The organism is Methylobacterium brachythecii, assembly GCF_014196345.1.
In the GTDB taxonomy this organism is placed as follows: Bacteria; Pseudomonadota; Alphaproteobacteria; order Rhizobiales; family Beijerinckiaceae; genus Methylobacterium; species Methylobacterium brachythecii.
The window spans coordinates 209633-226672 of the sequence record NZ_JACIDN010000006.1 but is presented as its reverse complement, the minus strand read 5'-3'; the positions used below and the strand labels follow the sequence as shown (position 1 = coordinate 226672).

Annotated in this window: 14 protein-coding genes and 2 pseudogenes; 7 read left to right on the top strand and 9 right to left on the bottom strand. The window is 64.4% G+C overall.

Annotated features, from left to right (window positions below; genetic code table 11):
• Positions 1-383: 383 nt before the first annotated feature.
• From GGR33_RS17060 to GGR33_RS17040, 5 genes are all read right to left on the bottom strand, one after another.
• The gene (locus GGR33_RS17060) at positions 384-1571 is read right to left on the bottom strand and encodes a hypothetical protein (protein ID WP_183507371.1); all 1188 of its coding nucleotides are present in this window, start codon (positions 1569-1571) and stop codon (positions 384-386) included.
• A gap of 250 nt (positions 1572-1821) precedes the next feature.
• Entirely contained in the window at positions 1822-3801 is a 1980-nt protein-coding gene (locus GGR33_RS17055; protein WP_183507369.1) for an AAA family ATPase, read from the bottom strand.
• Positions 3802-3956: 155 nt separating this feature from the next.
• Positions 3957-4805, bottom strand: coding sequence for a hypothetical protein (locus GGR33_RS17050; protein ID WP_183507367.1), 849 nt, complete (start codon positions 4803-4805; stop codon positions 3957-3959).
• Between the two features lie 5 nt (positions 4806-4810).
• A complete protein-coding gene (locus GGR33_RS17045) occupies positions 4811-5200 on the bottom strand; it encodes a hypothetical protein (protein ID WP_183507365.1) in 390 nt (129 codons plus the stop codon).
• Between the two features lie 432 nt (positions 5201-5632).
• Positions 5633-5938, bottom strand: a complete 306-nt coding sequence (locus GGR33_RS17040; RefSeq protein ID WP_246413204.1) for a helix-turn-helix domain-containing protein — start codon at positions 5936-5938, stop codon at positions 5633-5635.
• A 212-nt stretch (positions 5939-6150) separates the two neighbouring features.
• Between GGR33_RS17040 and GGR33_RS17035 the strand changes: the two genes are divergently transcribed.
• Positions 6151-6564 carry a Rap1a/Tai family immunity protein gene (locus GGR33_RS17035; protein WP_183507363.1) on the top strand — a complete coding sequence of 138 codons (414 nt, stop codon included), beginning with the start codon at positions 6151-6153 and terminating at the stop codon, positions 6562-6564.
• 61 nt (positions 6565-6625) lie between these two features.
• On the opposite strand, the gene GGR33_RS17030 is transcribed toward GGR33_RS17035, so the two are convergent.
• The 3 genes from GGR33_RS17030 to GGR33_RS17020 all read right to left on the bottom strand — a co-directional run bounded on the left by GGR33_RS17030 (position 6626) and on the right by GGR33_RS17020 (position 10101).
• Positions 6626-7573 (bottom strand): HNH endonuclease family protein, encoded by a 948-nt coding sequence (locus GGR33_RS17030; RefSeq protein WP_246413203.1) that lies wholly within the window; start codon positions 7571-7573, stop codon positions 6626-6628.
• Positions 7540-8736: an AAA family ATPase gene (locus GGR33_RS17025; protein ID WP_246413202.1), complete on the bottom strand. Its 1197-nt coding sequence runs from the start codon at positions 8734-8736 to the stop codon at positions 7540-7542. The genes GGR33_RS17030 and GGR33_RS17025 overlap by 34 nt, the downstream gene beginning before the upstream one ends.
• Before the next feature lie 267 nt (positions 8737-9003).
• On the bottom strand, positions 9004-10101 hold the full coding sequence (locus GGR33_RS17020) for a DUF2235 domain-containing protein (RefSeq protein WP_183507359.1): 1098 nt from the start codon (positions 10099-10101) through the stop codon (positions 9004-9006).
• Between the two features lie 166 nt (positions 10102-10267).
• Here GGR33_RS17020 and GGR33_RS17015 point away from each other — a divergent pair, with 166 nt between their 5' ends.
• From GGR33_RS17015 to GGR33_RS17005, 3 genes and pseudogenes are all read left to right on the top strand, one after another.
• Positions 10268-11479, top strand: a complete 1212-nt coding sequence (locus tag GGR33_RS17015; RefSeq protein WP_183507358.1) for a hypothetical protein — start codon at positions 10268-10270, stop codon at positions 11477-11479.
• A 73-nt stretch (positions 11480-11552) separates the two neighbouring features.
• Positions 11553-12422 carry a trypsin-like serine peptidase gene (locus tag GGR33_RS17010; protein WP_183507356.1) on the top strand — a complete coding sequence of 290 codons (870 nt, stop codon included), beginning with the start codon at positions 11553-11555 and terminating at the stop codon, positions 12420-12422.
• A gap of 67 nt (positions 12423-12489) precedes the next feature.
• Positions 12490-13315, top strand: a pseudogene (locus GGR33_RS17005) (IS5 family transposase).
• Here GGR33_RS17005 and GGR33_RS17000 read toward each other — a convergent pair.
• Positions 13312-13554, bottom strand: a complete 243-nt coding sequence (locus tag GGR33_RS17000) for a helix-turn-helix domain-containing protein (protein ID WP_183507354.1) — start codon at positions 13552-13554, stop codon at positions 13312-13314. The pseudogene GGR33_RS17005 and the gene GGR33_RS17000 sit on opposite strands and share 4 nt — an antisense overlap.
• A 53-nt stretch (positions 13555-13607) precedes the next feature.
• On the opposite strand from GGR33_RS17000, the gene GGR33_RS16995 reads away from it, so the two are divergent.
• The 3 genes and pseudogenes from GGR33_RS16995 to GGR33_RS16985 all read left to right on the top strand — a co-directional run bounded on the left by GGR33_RS16995 (position 13608) and on the right by GGR33_RS16985 (position 16723).
• On the top strand, positions 13608-14204 hold the full coding sequence (locus tag GGR33_RS16995; protein WP_343068553.1) for a metallophosphoesterase family protein: 597 nt from the start codon (positions 13608-13610) through the stop codon (positions 14202-14204).
• A gap of 95 nt (positions 14205-14299) precedes the next feature.
• Positions 14300-14791: pseudogene (locus GGR33_RS16990) on the top strand (SDR family NAD(P)-dependent oxidoreductase); the annotation flags it as partial.
• Between the two features lie 492 nt (positions 14792-15283).
• Positions 15284-16723: a transglycosylase SLT domain-containing protein gene (locus tag GGR33_RS16985; RefSeq protein WP_183507350.1), complete on the top strand. Its 1440-nt coding sequence runs from the start codon at positions 15284-15286 to the stop codon at positions 16721-16723.
• Positions 16724-17040: the final 317 nt, after the last annotated feature.

Genomic DNA, 17040 nt, shown 5'->3' with positions numbered 1-17040 from the left:
ATCACGACCTGTCTTTCCTCTTTGGAAAGGCAAGGTCTCGATTTCGGTTGTTCGCCTTCGGTCTTGACCAGGGGCCGTTTGCGCGGTCGCGATGTCTGGGTCTGCTGACTTCTCATGGCGCGGATGCCCGTTTCCGCAGCGCGACGGCTGCGGAAGATCTTCGGATCTGGGTTCCGTCGCCCGCGAGATTTCGACCGCGTCGGCGCGTAGTGCTGTTCGGGGAAGCCCGACGGGCAGCGGCACCGTCGAGGCGCCGTCCGAACCTCCCGAAGCGCGGGAGGTCGACACCGGAAGCCGACGCCGGATCGACGGCAGCTTCCGAGAGGGTTGGTCAGGCCAGGCGTCGAGCGCTCTCGCGATGCGATCACCCTCGACGCAGACGACTAGATTTGGCGGGAAGATCTCGCGGCCCGCGGTCTCATCGGGCGCAGAGGAGGCAGTACCGGGTCACCGTCCTGGAAGGACGACGCCTGCGTGCGGGACACGATGTCCATCGCGATGGCTCCGGGAACGATCGTATCCGGAAGAGCGAGACCCGGCTGGAAGGAGAGACGCAGCCGATGACGTGCAGGTCCGTCGGATATCAGCTCGATGGCGGAAAGGCTCTGCCGAATGGTCGTGACAGCGTCCCATTCCAGCCATCCCAGGCTGCCGAAGGTTGCGATATCGCGCGATGCGGAGTTGATTTCCGAGCGCAGGCGGCGGCGGGCGATATCGCGTCGGTCGGTGACTTCCGCGGGCGGCCCGGGAAAGGCCGACGGTTCGTCATTTGCCTCGGCTTCGTCCAGCGCGTCGCTGCAGGCGCGCAAAAGTCCGGTTTCGAGGCTGCGTCCGTCGATCGACACTCGGGCGTCGAACTCGTCGGCTAGGACTAGCCGCCGTTCGTCCTCCGACGGAAGGATCATCCAGGGCGATCCGGCGGCAGGATCGAGCGCGAGACCAATGATCGTTTCCAACTGGGGAATGTTGATCAAAGGACGTCCCGCCTCGGACGGGCGGATTTCGGAAGAGATTGCTGGAGATTTGGACCACTGCGAGCGGCGTAGAAGGTCCTCGCGGCTCACGTACTGATACATCGCGAAGTCCATATCCGACGTTGGACCTCGGTCCATCGTGTGGATCTCGACTTCGTACTGCTTGCAGTATTTATTGAACTTGTAGGCGTCCGGGATGTGCTCGAAAAGACATTCGAGATTTGGGAAGACGATGATCCGGAACCGCCCGAATTCCATGTCCTCGAGCATGCGCATCCAAGCGTCCTGGGAGGCCAGGGCAGCCGATGACGTCGTGCTTTCCAAGTAGATCCTGCCGGCCTCGGGCTGACGCGCTCCGATCCAGTACAAGTACATGCCGCAGAGGCTGACCAACGCTTCCGGGCCGCCCAGTGCGTCGATGGCGGATCCAAGCGGCCCGTGGCCCACGAAGATCGCCGTAGTCATGAAAGGGTATCTGGAGCCTACGCTCTTGGGTATCGGCCGCGGAAGCGCGGCATTCTCCAGGATGGAGTCGAAAGGTTCGTCTGTCGTGAGGGAGTAGGTGTCGTCAAAGTATCTTGCGCTGTCGAATTTCATGATGGGATTCCTCTAAGAAGCCCGTATCGGCCACCACGGCGCAATAGCCGTCGTACCGAGAGAGCGAATCTACGGTATAATTCAGCATTGAAACGGTTCCATCGATCCGGTTCGACCGGATTTGCAGAGGGAGTTGTTGTTGCTCGCGGATGCGATGATCAAACATCATTGTCTGAGACCTTTCTGTAGGCGCCGTTCGACTGGCGCCTATTACGCATCCAACGAGCAGAGCTTCGAGTCAAGCAGTGGTCTATGGCATGTCGTCAACTCCCTCAGATTGCAGACGATTTGAAATCGTCGGCACCGGAATCGGCCGCGACTCGGCCGATTCGCGTTCCGTTTCGGACATGCCGCCCGGACCTGGGGCCGAGACCCCGTCGAGAACCTGCTCGATTTCGGCAAAGCTCAGCCAACGCCTCCTCAAGAGGTGATCGGCGATCGCCTCGAGCTGATCCCTCCGGTCCTGGAGGACAGCGGTTGCCTTCTCGGAGGCTCGGGAAAGCGCGACCTCGACCACGTTCCGCTCGTAGGGATCGGGAGGCAGCAGATCGGCCGAAGCGAGCCGCGCCCCGAGTCCGAACTCGAAGTTCATGTTCCAGGCGATCCTCGTGGCGTCGGCAAGATCGGTGACCGAACCGGCCGACGCCTCGCCCAGGCACAGGATCTCGGCGCAGCGGCCCGCGAGCTTGCAGACGAGGAGATCCTCCAACACGGGGCGCGTGCTGTGTCTCGTCGCAAGCGAGATCTCAGTCTTTCCCAGTCCCGTCGCGGCATTGCTGCCGAGCCTCACCTCGCGGACCGGGTAGCCCAGCACGTAGCTCGCCACCGCGTGACCAGCCTCGTGCAGAGCGATTCGGCGGTCGAATTCGACGGATGCCTCCGTGCCGCTCCCGATCTGCTCGAGGAGATCCGCAAAATCGATGGCCCTGCCTGCCCTGCGGGCCGTCGCACGGGCGCGACGAACCCAGGCGGCGCAGTCGGCCCCTGTCGCGCCGACCGCGCGCCGTGAAGCTTCGCCCAGATCGGCTCCGGCAAGGTCGGATCCGAGATGGTGGCGTAGGATGCCGGCGAGGCCTTCCGGGTCGGGAAGACCGATTTCGATCTGCCGGTCGAAACGTCCCGATCTGAGGATCGCGGGATCGATGCTCGAGGGGTAGTTCGTCGTCCCGATGAGCACGATGCCCTCGTGCCCGCTTCCGCTGTCCAAGCACTCGAGCAGACCGTTCACGATCTGGATCGAATAGCTCTTGTGATGCTCCAGGAAGGTCGCCCTGTCCCCGAAGCTATCCAGTTCGTCGACCAGGGCTACGGCCGGCGCGAGTCGTCTGGCTGCCGCGAAGAACTCGCGCATGGCCTTCAAGGTCGTTCCGAGATGGGCCTCTCCGACGCTTTGCCACTGGGCCAGCGATCCCGAGAGGAACGGAAGTTCGGCTTCGCGGGCAAGTGAGCGCGCGAAGAGCGATTTGCCGGTTCCCGCAGGGCCGAAGAGGAGGGCCGCGGGGTCGAGGTCCCGCCAAGGCAGGGCACCGTCCCGATAGGCCCGTAGATCCTTCGCGAGCTGGACGCCCCACTCGCCCGCGGCTCCGTAGCCGGGCAGCTCCGAGAGCCGGGGGCCGGACACGTCGCTCCTCCGCGGCTTCAGGATGGCCTCGAGCCGGGCAAGCGATCCCTCCGCACCCCGAGAGGGATGGACCGCCAGATCGAAGTCGTCGGGCCTGACCCGTGCGGCAAACTCCGCGCTCGGAAGCTTTTCGAGGCGGCATCCCGTCGCTGCCTCGACAGCCACGGCCAGAGCGAGCGGATCGAAAGCTCCGAGGGTCAGGCGGTGTTCGCAAAGGCGGCGCAGAAGTTCAGGAAGCCACGTTTCCGTACCGGGCCGACAGACGCCGAAGAGGGTCGTCGGATTGCGAACCGAGGTCCGGGCGATCAACTCCAGGTCCATGCTGCTCGACGGCGGACGTTCACCGAAGGCCTTTGCAATTCTGGCCGAGAGCTTCGCGGAAGGATCAATTCCGTTCCGCCTCGCGCGGGCGCGCTCGGCCGGCGGAACGAGGGGCGGCCTGCCTGCCGAGAAGCAGGCCTTCAGGAGCGTGGCGACCCCCTCCGCTTCGCCGTCGGGCGCCGTGACGATGACGACGGGACTTTCCCAGAGAAGGCGGTCGAACAGACCGGGCGTGGTGGCGATCGCATCGGCCAAGAGGACGGCCAGGGCGATCTCGAGAGTGGACACGTGCGGTCCGATGACGGAGCGCGCCGGATCGTCGACAACTGCCGCCGGACGTCTGCGGTATCGCAGGAGTGTGAGCAACCTTCGCATCGTCGCCTTTCGGCTCCGATCATCCGCGGCGGCCGGCCTGCCGGCGTTGGAGTCGGGGGCTGCCGCGCTCATGCGACGAGCCCCCCGGGATGGCCGCCGATATCGACGAGGCCGGGAACTGCGATCTCCATGAAGACGAAGATGTCCCTCGTCGCCGGCGTGCACCCGAGACGGCGGATGGTCGTCGCATTGCCGACGGCCGAACCTGCAAGCAGCTTCGTGTTGGATGCCCGTACCAGAGCGCTCCCGATCTCGGCGATGGCGAGCGATCGGGCCGGCCCGGAGAATGGAAGGCCTCCGAGGATCAGGATCTCCCGGGTTCCTCCCTTGGCCTGCAGAGCGGCTCGCGACGCCAGGACGGTACGCCAGCGGCTCGACTTCAGGATCCGGACGGTGGTGCGATCCCGATGGTCTCGTCCGAGCAGAAGACAGACGACACCTCGCATGCATGGACAGATCTCGACCATTCGGTCGACGTTCTCGGAGGCGGCGTAGCCGATCCAGGCGCCCGAGGACGAAGGGCCGAGGCGGAGGGCGAACGGGCCCCAGGGGTGTCCGGACACGACGAGATCCGTTCGGTCGATCACCGCAGGTAGCTCGGATCGACGTGAGGCCCCGGTCGCTCGCGTCTCCTCGGCGTGGCGGAGCGCAAGACGGGCTGCCGATGCCGGCGACAATGTTCCGACCGCCGCGAGCGCCGCCAGCCGCGAGACCGTCGCGTCGGTCAGGCCGCAGAGGTGGTCGAGCCGAATCTCGATCGGCTCCGAGGCATGTCCAGCGGTCTCCATCATCCCAGTTCCTCGGAACAGGTCCTGGGCGATGAAAGCGACGCTCCGACTACTTGCGGGAGAGGCGCTGCGGCGATGCTTGGCATCGGCGAAGTCGACGACCACGCCGTCATCCGATCTGGCGTCCATGGCCGCTACCTCGCGGCCGATGTCGGACGGCCGCCGATCCGGCGCCGTCCGATCTCGTTTCGCAGACCTTGCGGTGTGGCGATCACGACCCGCTGGCCACAGGCCTCGGCGAGGCGACGCAGAGCGAAAAGCCGGGAGCGCAGCGAGGCGATCTTGAGCACCCGCCGCGTCGCCGCGAGGATCGTCACCGTGCCCGAGGCGCCGACGACGGTCGCGTGGGCGAGGCCTTCCGGCTCGAGTGCGGCGTAGGCTCCGAGGTGGCCGAGCCCACGAAAGCTGAACCGCTCGACGTCCCGTCGCGCCGCCAGTACCACCTCGAGATGATGCGCGAGATGTCTTCGCTCCGATCGAAGTCGGATCGCCCGGCATTCGCGAGGAGAGTGTCGCTTCGGCATCGACGTGCCGAGCCTGGCATTCGATCGTAGCATCGCACGCACTCCCGAGCCGCCGTTACGACGGCGGCAATCAAGGTTCTGAGATTCGGGGCTGCGACGCGTCGCCGGGGATTAGCCGCCGAGACGCGCGTGGGGTCCGGCGCTGGGCCGGACGAACCGATGACTTCCGTGACCGGCTCTCCACGCCCGGCGATGCAAGGTGGGCGGGCGAGGAGTGTTGTCGAAGCGTCGCCTTTCGCACGTCGCGGTCAGGCTCGACCTTCGAATATGAACAGAAATGCGTTTTTGATGCAGATAGTCAATTGTGTTGCGAGGTTTTCCCCAACTTCGCCAAGAAGCGCGAATTCGCATCGGCTGGATGCCGGCATTTCGACCGAGCGAACCTTTTCCACGACTGCAACCGTGGCGACCGAAGCTGGTCTTCGGCGTGATTTAGACGGATTTCGAACAGTCGGTCCGCCCCGCGGCGATCTCGGTGATCGTGACGCCTAGGACACCATCGCTGCGTATGAAGCGGATGCCCGCGTCGATCAGCACGGATTTGAGCTTCGTCAGCGTTTCGCGCCGCGGACGCGTGGTCTGCGTTTCCAGGTCCGCGACGCTTCGGGTGGCCACACCGGCCCGTGCCGCGAGATCCGCCTGGGACCAGGACAGAAGCGACCTGGCTGCGCGAACCTGCATCGCGACAGCCGCTTCGTCGTCGATCCGTAACCGAAGACGATCCAGGTCCTCGCCCATTCCACACCTGCCGGGCGGCGCCTGGGTTGGGCCGTCGAAGACATTTATGCCTTCATCGAAGGGACCGCGAAACGCCACTGCCGTCAATCCGGCTCCTTCACGAAGCAACGTTCGCGCGCGGGCCGATGCCTTCGAAGTCGTATCGTCCCATTCCTTAGGCCGGTCTCGCCGCTCCTTCATGTAAGGAGTGGGATGGACGGACGGAGGACGGATTGAACGGCAAATTCGACACCCGCTGGATTGCGGCGGCCGCGGCCATTCTCGTTGCGAGCAGTGGAAGCCTCGGATCCGTCCGCGCGGAGGGCCTCACGGCCGGCCGTCTGTACGACATTTGCCACGACCGCACCTCGGCAGATTGGGATCGGATCGGCCAGTGGCTCTGCCCCTCCTACCTTCGAGGCATCGTCGACGGCGCACGCCTGCAGGCCTTTCACGTGACGGGCTCGATGGAGACGTACAAGCGGGTGATGCAATTCTGCGAGCCGGCGGGATCGACCTACGACGCTGCGATCGGCGTCGTCGTGAAGTTCATCGAGGCCAGGCCGGAGACACGTCCCCTGTCCGCCGCAGGAGTCGCCTACGAGGCCTTCAGCGCGGAGTGGCCGTGCCCATCGGAGCGCAGGTGAACGGTGCTGCCCGCTTCGGAGCGCGACGAGCGTCGGGCCATCCGCACCATGGGTCGTCGTTTCAGGATTCGGCGGGACGGAGCTTCGACCGCCAGAAGCGCTCTGCGACGAGATACGTATCGTAGGCGGCAATCGGGTCCGATTTGTAGAGGCGGTAGAACGACCGCGCGCACGACGCCTGAGGGGCGGCGTCCGACAGAACGTCTTCGACGCCGCGCGTCGCGGTCTCGACCCGCCGCGCATCCGATGAGGTCTCGATCAGTTCCAGCTTGGTCCATAGGTCGCTGATCGTTCTGAACCTGTCGGCCCAGAGCTCCTCACGCGTATTGAGGCCGAAGAAGTCGATCGTGACGAGCGCGCGGCGGTGGTCGGGTCCGTCGGCCGCGATGGGCTTGGCGACGATGCCGTCGAACGCGATCAGCGTCTCAGGATCCACGTCGACCGTGCCGAGAGGATATGGGAGAAACGGCTGCTCTCCGGCGTTGAGGGCGGCGACGTCCTGGCCAGCGCCACCGCGGTTGCCCGATGCGATCGGAAAGTAGTTCGCCTTTCTGGTCGAATTGCAGGGCTTGCAGGATGCGGCATAGTTCGTGAGCTCGTAGGCGAGCCAGTAGTAGCCGGCACCCGCAGCGCCGGTCCCGAACACGTAGGGGGCGGGCTGCCCCTTCGGCTGTTTGGGCGGCCAGGGCTTCAACGCGTTCTTCGGACGGAAATGCTCGACATCCTGCTCGACCTTCCCGGCGACCTCGCCGGCAAGGGGGCGTTCGCAGAAGATGCACTTGTTGTGCTGGAAACGCATGTAGACCGGCTTCACATCGCTCCAGGAAGGGCCGTCCCCCGAGAACTTCTGCTGAGCGGCCATCTGTTGCGTGGCCTTTGCTGCGCGGGCGCGCCAGTTCGGCACGAGCGCGTCGACACGCCTTCCGACCTCCTCGGCTTCGGCCGTTTCGTAGCGGATCATCTCGCGGCGTGCCCTCAGGTGCTCCTGGCGGCGAGGCGCCTTACCCATTCGGGTGGCTCGGAGGGCTCCTCCGGGAGCGCGGCGCCCTGCCCCTGGGCGACCTGCCGCATGAAGGTCATGGCGGCCTCGCGGTCTCCGATCGCGGCTTCGCCCGACAACGCATCGAGATGGGCCTTGAAAGAGGGGTCCCGCGTCGACTCGAGGCCGAAGACGTCCGACCGCAGGATCTGATCGGCGGAGAGGCCGTATATCTCCTCGTCCGGTCTCCGGAGCACGGGACGTCCGAGCCTGTTCGTCTCGATGAGATGAATGTTCGCCCGCTCCAGCGTGCCGACGACGAGAGGGCTGTGGGACGTGAAGACGAACTGCATGTTCGGCAGCGCCCGGGCGAGCGTCGGGATGATGGTCCTCTGCCACTTCGGGTGGATGTGCAGGTCGATCTCGTCGACGAGGACGACGCCCTTGTTGTCGACGAGCTTCATGCCTTTCGGGCAGCCCATGCACACGTGATAGAGAAGGTCTCCTACCCAGCCGATGAAGGCCTTGTAGCCGTCGGACAGGGCGCTGAACGGGACGTCCGTCCTCTTGGTGCGGAAGACGTACTCGCCACGTTCGAGAACGCCGGTGAAGCGCACGTCTTCGCCGGACAGTCGATTGATCAGGTTGACGACCTGCTTGTGCCGGCCTGGATTCCGGCTGCTCCATTCGGGCAGCCAGCTGGTCAGGGGCCGTAGGGTGAACTGTTCCTCGAAGAGGGATGCGACGCGTTCGTAGCGAAGCTGGCGCGCCCTGCTCCGCGCAGCCGTATCGACGTTCGCCGAGCTCTCGACACGCCTCGTCGCGCCGTAGCCGACGATGAGAAATGCGGGCGACTCCTCGCTGAACATGCCCTCCCAGATCGGATGGCTGTCGTCGTATCCGACGATGCGCTCCACATCGCCCCGGCGTTCGACGGAGGTTGCGACCCGACGACGTGCCTCGGACCCCTTCTTCAGTCCGTCCTGGCGATGGACCACCATGTCGATGTCCAGCGTTGCCCGATCCGCATGCTTCTCCAGGGGGCCGCGGCGGATCAGGAAGTGCGGGCGGAAGCCGGCCTGCGCGATGATGGGCGAGAGGACGCCCAGGGCGATGCCGTCGAGCAAGGTGCTCTTGCCGGCACCGTTCACGCCGAGGATCAGATTGACGTTGTCGAAGCGTGGCCTCGGCAACGTCCCGTCCGCGCCGGACCTTCCGTCGACTCTGCCAGGATGAAGCAGTTCGAGACGGGCCGAGGCTACCGCCCGGAGATCGCGCACTTTGAGGCTGCGGATGTACATTCGGCCTCGGTCTCGCGGCGTGAGGCATCGTGCCGAGCTTCGCGATGCGGAAGCATCGCCGCGGGACCCGGACGGACCATGACGAGGCCTCCGCCCGCATCCCGGGAGACATTACCGGGACGCGCAACGACCGCCAAGCGGCCGAAGGCTCGGGTCGCGTCACTCCACGACGTCGTAGGCTCCCGGCAGATTTCCAGGATCGTACCCGATGCCACCCGTCATCCGATCGATCACGCTCCGATGGATCAAAGCACCTTCGTGGATGAAGCGGCGCTCGCCCTTCGGGAGGTACCAGCCGGTCCGACCCGCCCCGTCCGGTCCGGGTCGGCCCTGCTTCGGAAAGTATTCCGCGTATCGCCATCGGCCGACCAGGGAGTCGTTCATGGCTGCGAGGTGGGGTGGTTTGGATACTGGTCCCGCCACCGATTTCAGAACGCGAGCCCTTCTGATCTCGTCGACCAGAAGGCCATGCTCGATCGCCTCCCGCACCATCCACCCAAGCGAAATCGACGAGAGGGCATTGTGCTGGATGGGGTATCCGCCGCCGACGTCGCTGTGGACGCCGGCGAACCAGACCTGCTTCGCGTCGGTCGCGGTTCCGACCGTCGGGGCTTCGCTCCACAGGTTCGGTCTGAAGAACCGACGGCGCTCGTCGATCGCAACCGCATGGCGGACGACCGAGACCGACCTGTTCACGAAGGTCCGAGGCAACGAGACGCTCGTGAGCCGCTTCGTCGTCAGGTCCACGCTGAATACCGACTTCACGGTATCCCAGAGCCCGAGAAACCGGATGTCGGCCGAGCGGTCGCAGAAGGTTTTCGTGAAGGTTTTCGACACGCCGATGTTTGTGGGCGCCGCGTAGAGTTTGACCGCGTAGGGGACGAGGTTGTCGCGTCCGCGCTCCAGAATCCCGATCTTGCCGATCAGGCCGGCGAGCGCCCGGGCGACGTATGCGCCTCGGCTGAACCCGAACAGGTAGAGCCTGTCCCCCGGCTCGTAGCGGTCGATGATCGCCCGATAGCCGGTCGCAATCTTGTCGTAGACCCCGCTGCCGAAGCCCAGGTCGACCGTGGTGACGAACAACTGCCTCCCCACGAGATCCCTCGTAGGGGCACCCTGGGTGCCGACACCTGGATCGTAGACGAACTTCTGCTGGTCGCTCTCCGGCAGCATCCGCGCCAGCCGAAGTACGTTGGTTGCGTCCGAGGCGACGTCGTTACCGGTTCCGTCGATCAGAACCACGATGTTCTTCGGCATTGGTCCCACCGCATGATTCGACGGATGGCCGTCGCGCGATCATGCCGCGTGTCGCCCGTTCGTGCAGTGGTTTCGCGAAGAGATTGATCCCTCCCCTACGCAATGCGGTAGCATCGCAAGGTCTGGAATCGGCGATGTCGCCGACCGACCAGCGGGGAGAGCTGCCATGGCGCCGCCCTGGACCACGTCGAAGAAGACCGTTTCGGCCATACCGACCACGAACGACCGGCTCAGCAAATCCCGTACTCCGATCACCGGCTACGCGCCGCCCTCCCCTCCGAGCACGATCGACTTCGTTCCGTCGGCCCTGTTCGCCTCCATGGCAAAATGTGCCGCCATCCGCCGCGTGGCACCGGCGGTCTCGGCAGCCCTCGTGACGAGTTCTGCGGCCCTCCTCGGCAATCTGGTCGACGATGCCGGCTCTTCCTTCGATCTCTCTTCCGATTTCGAGGCGATCGCGGACTTCGAGAGGACCGGACTGACCGGGCGCCTCGGCGGAGGCTTCGCCGACCTCTGCATGGCGAAGATGGGTTACGCCTGGCTGGATCTCTCGTCCGAGCTGCTTCCCGGACTCGCGGGGCGGCTCGGCGACTTCATCTACGACGGGCCGGCGACCGGTGGACACGGCGTCGTGCTGGCCGAAGCGAAAGCAACCAACGCCTCAAGCGTCACGGCGGGCGATGTGAAGGGGATCGCGGACCGGGGCTATCGAAACCAGGTCGACCCGCATGTCGGAGCGGTGACGGTGCCCGGCGCGGGCAAGATCTTCCACGGCTATGCCGTATGCCTCGGTGCCGCGCCGGGCGTTCGGGGCGGTCTCGGCCACATCGTCGAAACCGCGGTCGCAACCAGTCCGGGCGGCTCCGGCGGGACGCCGGCCGGCGGCGGCTCCCCAGTCGCTACGACAGTCGGTGCACGCCTCGCGATCGCCAACTACCGGGCCGTCTTCAATCTGATCGATGCTCCCGTCCTCTATGGTTGCCTCGACAGGCTGCTGGGCAGCCCCGGCCCCTTCTCGGAGTACGAGAGTCAGGAGTTCCTGCGCTTCCGATACGGAGACCGTTGGCTTTTGACGGGCTCGGATCCGACGTTCTGCCGCTGGCCGAGAGGGGAACTCGTGCCGCCTCTGATGTTGGCCGAAGAGATCGCCGAGCCTCTGCTCGAGCAGATCTCAAGAATACTGAGGACGAAAGCCCGGCATTGGGATGGCCTGCCACCGTTCGTTCTGCCTTCGTTGCCGCCCATCTTCTGTCCCGACGATGCGGGCCCTGCCGGCTTCCGGTACGTGCTGGCGCCTGACGGATTGGCCTCTCCCGTCGACGGCTACGACGAGATGACCCGTCGGACCTGGACCGTCCATGGTGGACTCGGATCCTGAAGTCCCGAGATGCGACCTAGGTCACGAACTCATGACCCGTGCAGGAGGTCGGTCGGATCCCTATCTGGCAGGGATGAGCACGAGCACACCCCCGGCGATCCAAGCCGACCTCAACACCCTGATGCGCGAGCGGAACGAGGAGCACGCCTCACGCGCGGCGGCCAAGTTCGCGTTGGCCGTGCAGCCGATCTACGGAGCGAACGACCGCAGCGATCCGGTCCACATCGGGTCGGCGGTGCTCCTGGACGTGCACGGGACGAAGGTGATGATCACCGCGGCGCACGTGATCGACAATAATTCTGGCAACCGCCCCACCAGCCTCTACGTTGGCGGCGGCGCAAACCTGGAATTGATCGACGCCGACTTCGCCGTCAGCGCCGCGCCCAACTACCTGCGGAAGCTCGACCGCTACGACATCGCGTTCTGCGCTCTGCCTCCGGCACTGATCGAAAAGCTCGGCGGCACCTACATCGGGGTCGCCGACATGGCTCGGCACGCCCCCTACGAGCAGGGGCGCCTCTACACCGCCATCGGCTTCCCGAACACGATGAACAAGGTTAGTTGGCCCGAGCGGAAGGCCAGGAAGCTCCACCCGGAGATGCTGCGCTACACGAACACCTACCGGCTCGACGAGGAGGTCGCTCGCGGCCTGCCCAACGGCGGGGAGAACCACATCTTCATCCCGTACGGCGACAAGTGGAAGGACGTCGACGGCTTCGTCGAGAACGCCAAAAAGCCGATCGGGATGAGCGGCGGGGCAATGATCGATTGCGGCAAGGCGAGCACTCCGGAGACCGCGGCCGGGACGAACGAGCCGACGCAGCGGCTCGCCGGCATCAGCGTCGAGTTCAAAGAGGAGAGGGTCATGATCGCGACCCGCATGGCCGTGATCCTGCCCGAGCTGGAAAAGCACTTCCCGCCTCCTTCGAAGGAGAAGTGCTAGGTTACGAACTGATAAATATATGGCGGCATGGATCGAGTGCTGATTCAAGGCTCTTGGAGGAGCGGGGATGAGCACGCCGCGCCGCTACGAGCTGAGCGACTTCGAGTGGTCGATTATTCAGCCGTTGTCGCCGAACAAGCCGCGCGGGGTGCCTCGGGCGGACGATCGGCGGGTGCTGAACGGCATCTACTGGCGGCTGAAGACAGGCTCTCCATGGGCCGACATCCCGGAGCGCTACGGCTCTCCAACAACCTACGCCAACCGCTTCCGGCGCTGGGCCAAGATCGGCGTCTGGGGCCGCGTCTTCGCGGCGGTCTCGGCCGCCTACGACGGCGACGCCGCCTACGACGGCGACCTGGAGATGATCGACTCCTCGTCCGTTCGGGTTCATCAGCACGGCGGCAACGTCAAAAAGGGGGTCCGCACGCCACGCCTGCCACCGCTCGGGACCACGCTCGAGCCCAGTGCATGGGGCGCTCGCGAGGCGGCCTGACCACCAAGATCCACGCGCTCGTTGACGCCGACGGTCTGCCGATCGCCGTCACGCTCTCAGAAGGTCAGGCGCAGGACGGCCGCAGCGCCGCACCCATGCTGGGCCTCGGGCCTGGCCAGACGCTCATCGCCGACCGAGCCTACGACAGCGACGCTCTGCGCCGGGCTCTGGCCGATCGAGGCGCCTGGGCCAACGTCAAGCCCGTCACGCGGCGGGTGAGCAAGCCGGCCTTCAGCCCCTTCCTGTACCGCCACAGGAACCTCGTCGACCGCTTCTTCAACAAACTCAAGCACTTCAGAGCCGTGGCCACACGCTACGAGAAGCACGCCTCCAACTACCTCACCTCGTCAAGCTCGCTGCCACACGCATCTGGTTGCGGGCTTACGAGTCGGTGACCTAGTCCGCCGCCGCTCTCACCTTGCCGATCAGTTCATCGATGTCGAACTCGAGGATGTCGGCGATCGTCAGCAGTTCGATGAGATCGATGCGCCGTCCGCCAGCCTCCATCACCGCGATCTTCGATTGAAAGAGACCGAGACGTTTTGCGAGCTCGGTCTGAGTCATGCCCGCGCGCTTGCGATACGCGACCAGACATTCGACCAGCACCTTGTGCCGGCCGGAGTATAGCGTCTTGGGCATCGGGGCGCCGGCGGCTGCGAGGATTAGCCAGCCGGCCGATTAAGCCGAGTTCCATGTTATCCGAAAAAGGTATATTTCGGGGTTCGAAGTCGAGTCGACGATGGCTCCGACGGCGAATACCGATGACGATCTGGTTCACGTCCGATCACCATTTCGGCCATACGAACATCATCCGCTTCTGCGGTCGGCCGTATTCATCCGTAGAGGAAATGGACGAGGCGCTCGTCGAACGGTGGAACTCGGTCGTCGGATCGAACGACGAGGTCTGGCACCTCGGAGACTTCGCTCATCGATGCGGCCCGAACCGGATGCGCGAGATCTTCTCGAGCCTGCGCGGTCGAGCGGTCCATCTCGTGCTTGGCAACCACGATCGGAAGCATACCCTCGAGCTGCCGTGGGCCTCGGTCCAGCATTACGCGGAGCTACGGATCGACGGCCGCCTGATCGTGCTCTTCCATTACGGACTTCGGGCATGGAACCAGTCGGGCCGCGGATCCTGGTCCCTCTACGGACATAGTCACGGCAGCCTGCCGGGAACGCCGTCGAGCAGCGACGTAGGCGTGGACGCATGGAATTTCCGACCTGTTTCGCTCGACGAGATCGCGGAGCAGCATCGTGGACGCATGGCTCAACTTCCCGAGCCCGAATGAGCCAGGTACCGTCGGCGTCTTCGGGGACGGTCTCCATATGATGGCGCGTCGGACGGGCACCGCCCCCCAATCCGGATCTCCGGAGGGATCTTGGCGAGACCGAGGCACGGATCGGAGCGCCCGAGGTCGTGGTCTAGAACGCCAGCGGCCGGGTACGAGGCCCCATCGTGGAACTCGATCCCAAAGAGGCGGAGCGGGCCGTGGGCGTCACGGCGCTCGGTGCCTTCTACTCCGTCCAGCAGGCAGCCAAGCGCATGATCCCGGCCGCCAAAGGCGCGATCCTGCTGACCGGAGCCACGGCCGGCGTGAAGGGCTTCGCGCTGTCGTCCCCGTTCGCAATGGGCAAGTTCGCGCTGCGCGGGGTGGCGCAGAGCGCAGCGCGCGAGCTGGCTCCGAAAGGGATGAATGTCGCGCATGCCGTCGTCGATGGACGTGTCCGGCCTGCAGGCCGGACGGATTCTGCCGATCGTCCAGACAGCACACTCGATCCTGATGCGATCGCCCGAACCTACGTCGATCTGCTCCGCCAGCATCGAAGCGCCTGGTCGTGGGAGATCGAAGTCAGGCCCTGGGTCGAGAGCTTCTGAGAAACCGCGGACGCCACGTCCTCCTGGAACACTCCGATCGGCCGACGACGGCTATGCCTCCAATCCGGTCATTCTGGCCCGCGACTAGGGCGGCCTTCCGCCGGTCCGTCTTCGACTGACGAAGCTTGGAAGCAGACGTCGCCGCCGCCCCCGCTCCCGACCATGTCCGGAAGCTCCAAGGGTCCGCTTGCGTGAATCCTGAACAAAGTTGCCAAGCTGTCCTGGCTGAAAGCTGAACTGCGACCTGCGGGTCTGTTGCGAAGAAGAAATGACGTTAGAATTCGATTAATGTCGACCTGTTGCTCTGCCGGAATCAAAATTAGACTTTCGGCAGCTCCGATTATTCACAATGAGCTCAAAATTATTTAAACTCTCATGGCACGAGAAGGATAGAAAACATTTCGTCATATTGAAATACAGACATCATTGACATGAACTTGCATGATCGAATAAAATAAACAGAAATCAAGAACGACCAGGGCGGAAATTTCAATGGCGATATGTCCCTTCGCAGTTTGGAAACCTTTGCCGTGGTCGGGCGGAAAGTACAACGACGACCCGTTCAAGGTCGTTCACCACACGACAGAGGGTTCCACGGCCCAGAGCGCGTTCGACAAATACAATCAGGATCACAAGATCCCGCACTTTACCGTCGATGCAACACACATCTATCAGCACCTCGATACATCGGTCGCCGCCCGCGCGTTGAAACATCCCGGTAACGTGCAGACCAACAAGAGCTCGGCGATCCAATACGAACTCGTTGGTTTCGCTGGACGCGACAAGGATCGCGACGCCCTGAAGAATGCGGGCCGACTGTGTCGTTGGATCGAAGAAACCCACGATGTTCCGAAGCAATGGCCGAGCGGGTACCCGGATCCGCCCAAGGACGGCAACGATCCCGGGCATCACAATAGGAGTGTTCCCAACTGGAACACCAAGGGTGGCCACTACGGGCATTGTCATGTGCCCGATAACATCCATTGGGATCCGGCCTTTACGAAGGACGAAGTCGAATTTCTCATGAGCGTCACCGAAAGCGACTTTGCGGTGGCGGCCCTCGAAGACCACGAATTTGCAGAGGCGGTGATGCCGAATGCCGGGGTGCTGCTCGACAAGGCACTCGTCGAAACGGCCGAGCCGGTCGACAGCGCCACGCAGGCGTCCGAGGCCTTCGATAAGGCGATGGACAAGATCAAGGAGCTGGTGGCCGCCGGCGACACCAAGTTCGGTGGCTTCTTCCCGGGTGGGATCAACTATTTCGAATTTTCGGTCGCGCCCACGACGGGCGTCAAGATCGTGATCAGCAGTCAACCATCGCCGAAGCCTCCGGGAGGCGTGGCGGAGAGTTCCGTTCCCGGGCCGAGATCGACCGCGCTCGAGCTACATACGATGCTCGACGAGGTTGCTGCTGCCCAGGTCTTCGCGGCTGCGGTGCCCTACCCGGAATGGGCGTTGAAGCGGGACCTTCAGACTGCGAAGGCGAACTATTGGACTTCGATCGGCGAGGCGTGCCGGGAGAGCCAGCTGGATCTTTCCGTGGTACTGGCCATCGGGTCCAAGGAGTCGCAGTGGGGCCTGATCTTGCGCCCGGTCGGCCCGACGGGCACGGGCGACTGGACGCCGCGAGATCCTGCGAAGTGGGGGCATTCCATGCCTACCGACGGAAAGGGTTGGGGCCGCGGTTTGATGCAGATCGACTGGTACTCGCATGACTTCGCGAAGACCGGCGAGTGGTACGACGCGGACAAGAACATCAAGTACGGCTGCAATCTCCTCAGGCAGAACATCGATCGTTTCGTAGGCCAGGGGATCGATCCGCCTACCGCGCTTCGTTACGCGGTATCCGCCTACAACGGACAGCACGGACCTCATTCGCCCTACTGCGAAGACGTGATGAAGCGAGCGGATTGGTTCGCGAAGAACCCCTGATCGAATAGGCTGGCGCCGAACTAATCGGCTGATCGAACCTGTGTGGACGCGTGAGGCGGACTTCAGCCAATCCGCCCGGGCGTTCGGTGCCACTTGGACATGTTGGTCCAATGGACATCTCGTGGCGCCGGTCTTCGAGTGCTGTCGGCAAGCTTGCCGCCCCGGGGCTTCCCCGGGCCTCGCAGCGCCGCAGGAGGCGTGGACATCAGGATTTCGCAAGCCATCTGGCCGCCGCGTCCCCGCTGCTGTCCGGGCTCGCGTTGAAGGCGGCCATCCCCATCGGCGGATGCCCGAGGCGCCTCCGCCAGACACCATCG

Coding starts and splice junctions, on each gene's coding strand:
- GGR33_RS17060 (WP_183507371.1), bottom strand. CDS start 1,571: ATGAAATTCGACAGCGCAAGATACTTTGACGACACCTACTCCCTCACG.
- GGR33_RS17050 (WP_183507367.1), bottom strand. CDS start 4,805: ATGGACGCCAGATCGGATGACGGCGTGGTCGTCGACTTCGCCGATGCC.
- GGR33_RS17045 (WP_183507365.1), bottom strand. CDS start 5,200: ATGCCGAAGCGACACTCTCCTCGCGAATGCCGGGCGATCCGACTTCGA.
- GGR33_RS17040 (WP_246413204.1), bottom strand. CDS start 5,938: ATGGGCGAGGACCTGGATCGTCTTCGGTTACGGATCGACGACGAAGCG.
- GGR33_RS17030 (WP_246413203.1), bottom strand. CDS start 7,573: ATGGGTAAGGCGCCTCGCCGCCAGGAGCACCTGAGGGCACGCCGCGAG.
- GGR33_RS17020 (WP_183507359.1), bottom strand. CDS start 10,101: ATGCCGAAGAACATCGTGGTTCTGATCGACGGAACCGGTAACGACGTC.
- GGR33_RS17015 (WP_183507358.1), top strand. CDS start 10,268: ATGGCGCCGCCCTGGACCACGTCGAAGAAGACCGTTTCGGCCATACCG.
- GGR33_RS17010 (WP_183507356.1), top strand. CDS start 11,553: ATGAGCACGAGCACACCCCCGGCGATCCAAGCCGACCTCAACACCCTG.
- GGR33_RS17000 (WP_183507354.1), bottom strand. CDS start 13,554: ATGCCCAAGACGCTATACTCCGGCCGGCACAAGGTGCTGGTCGAATGT.
- GGR33_RS16995 (WP_343068553.1), top strand. CDS start 13,608: ATGTTATCCGAAAAAGGTATATTTCGGGGTTCGAAGTCGAGTCGACGA.
- GGR33_RS16985 (WP_183507350.1), top strand. CDS start 15,284: ATGGCGATATGTCCCTTCGCAGTTTGGAAACCTTTGCCGTGGTCGGGC.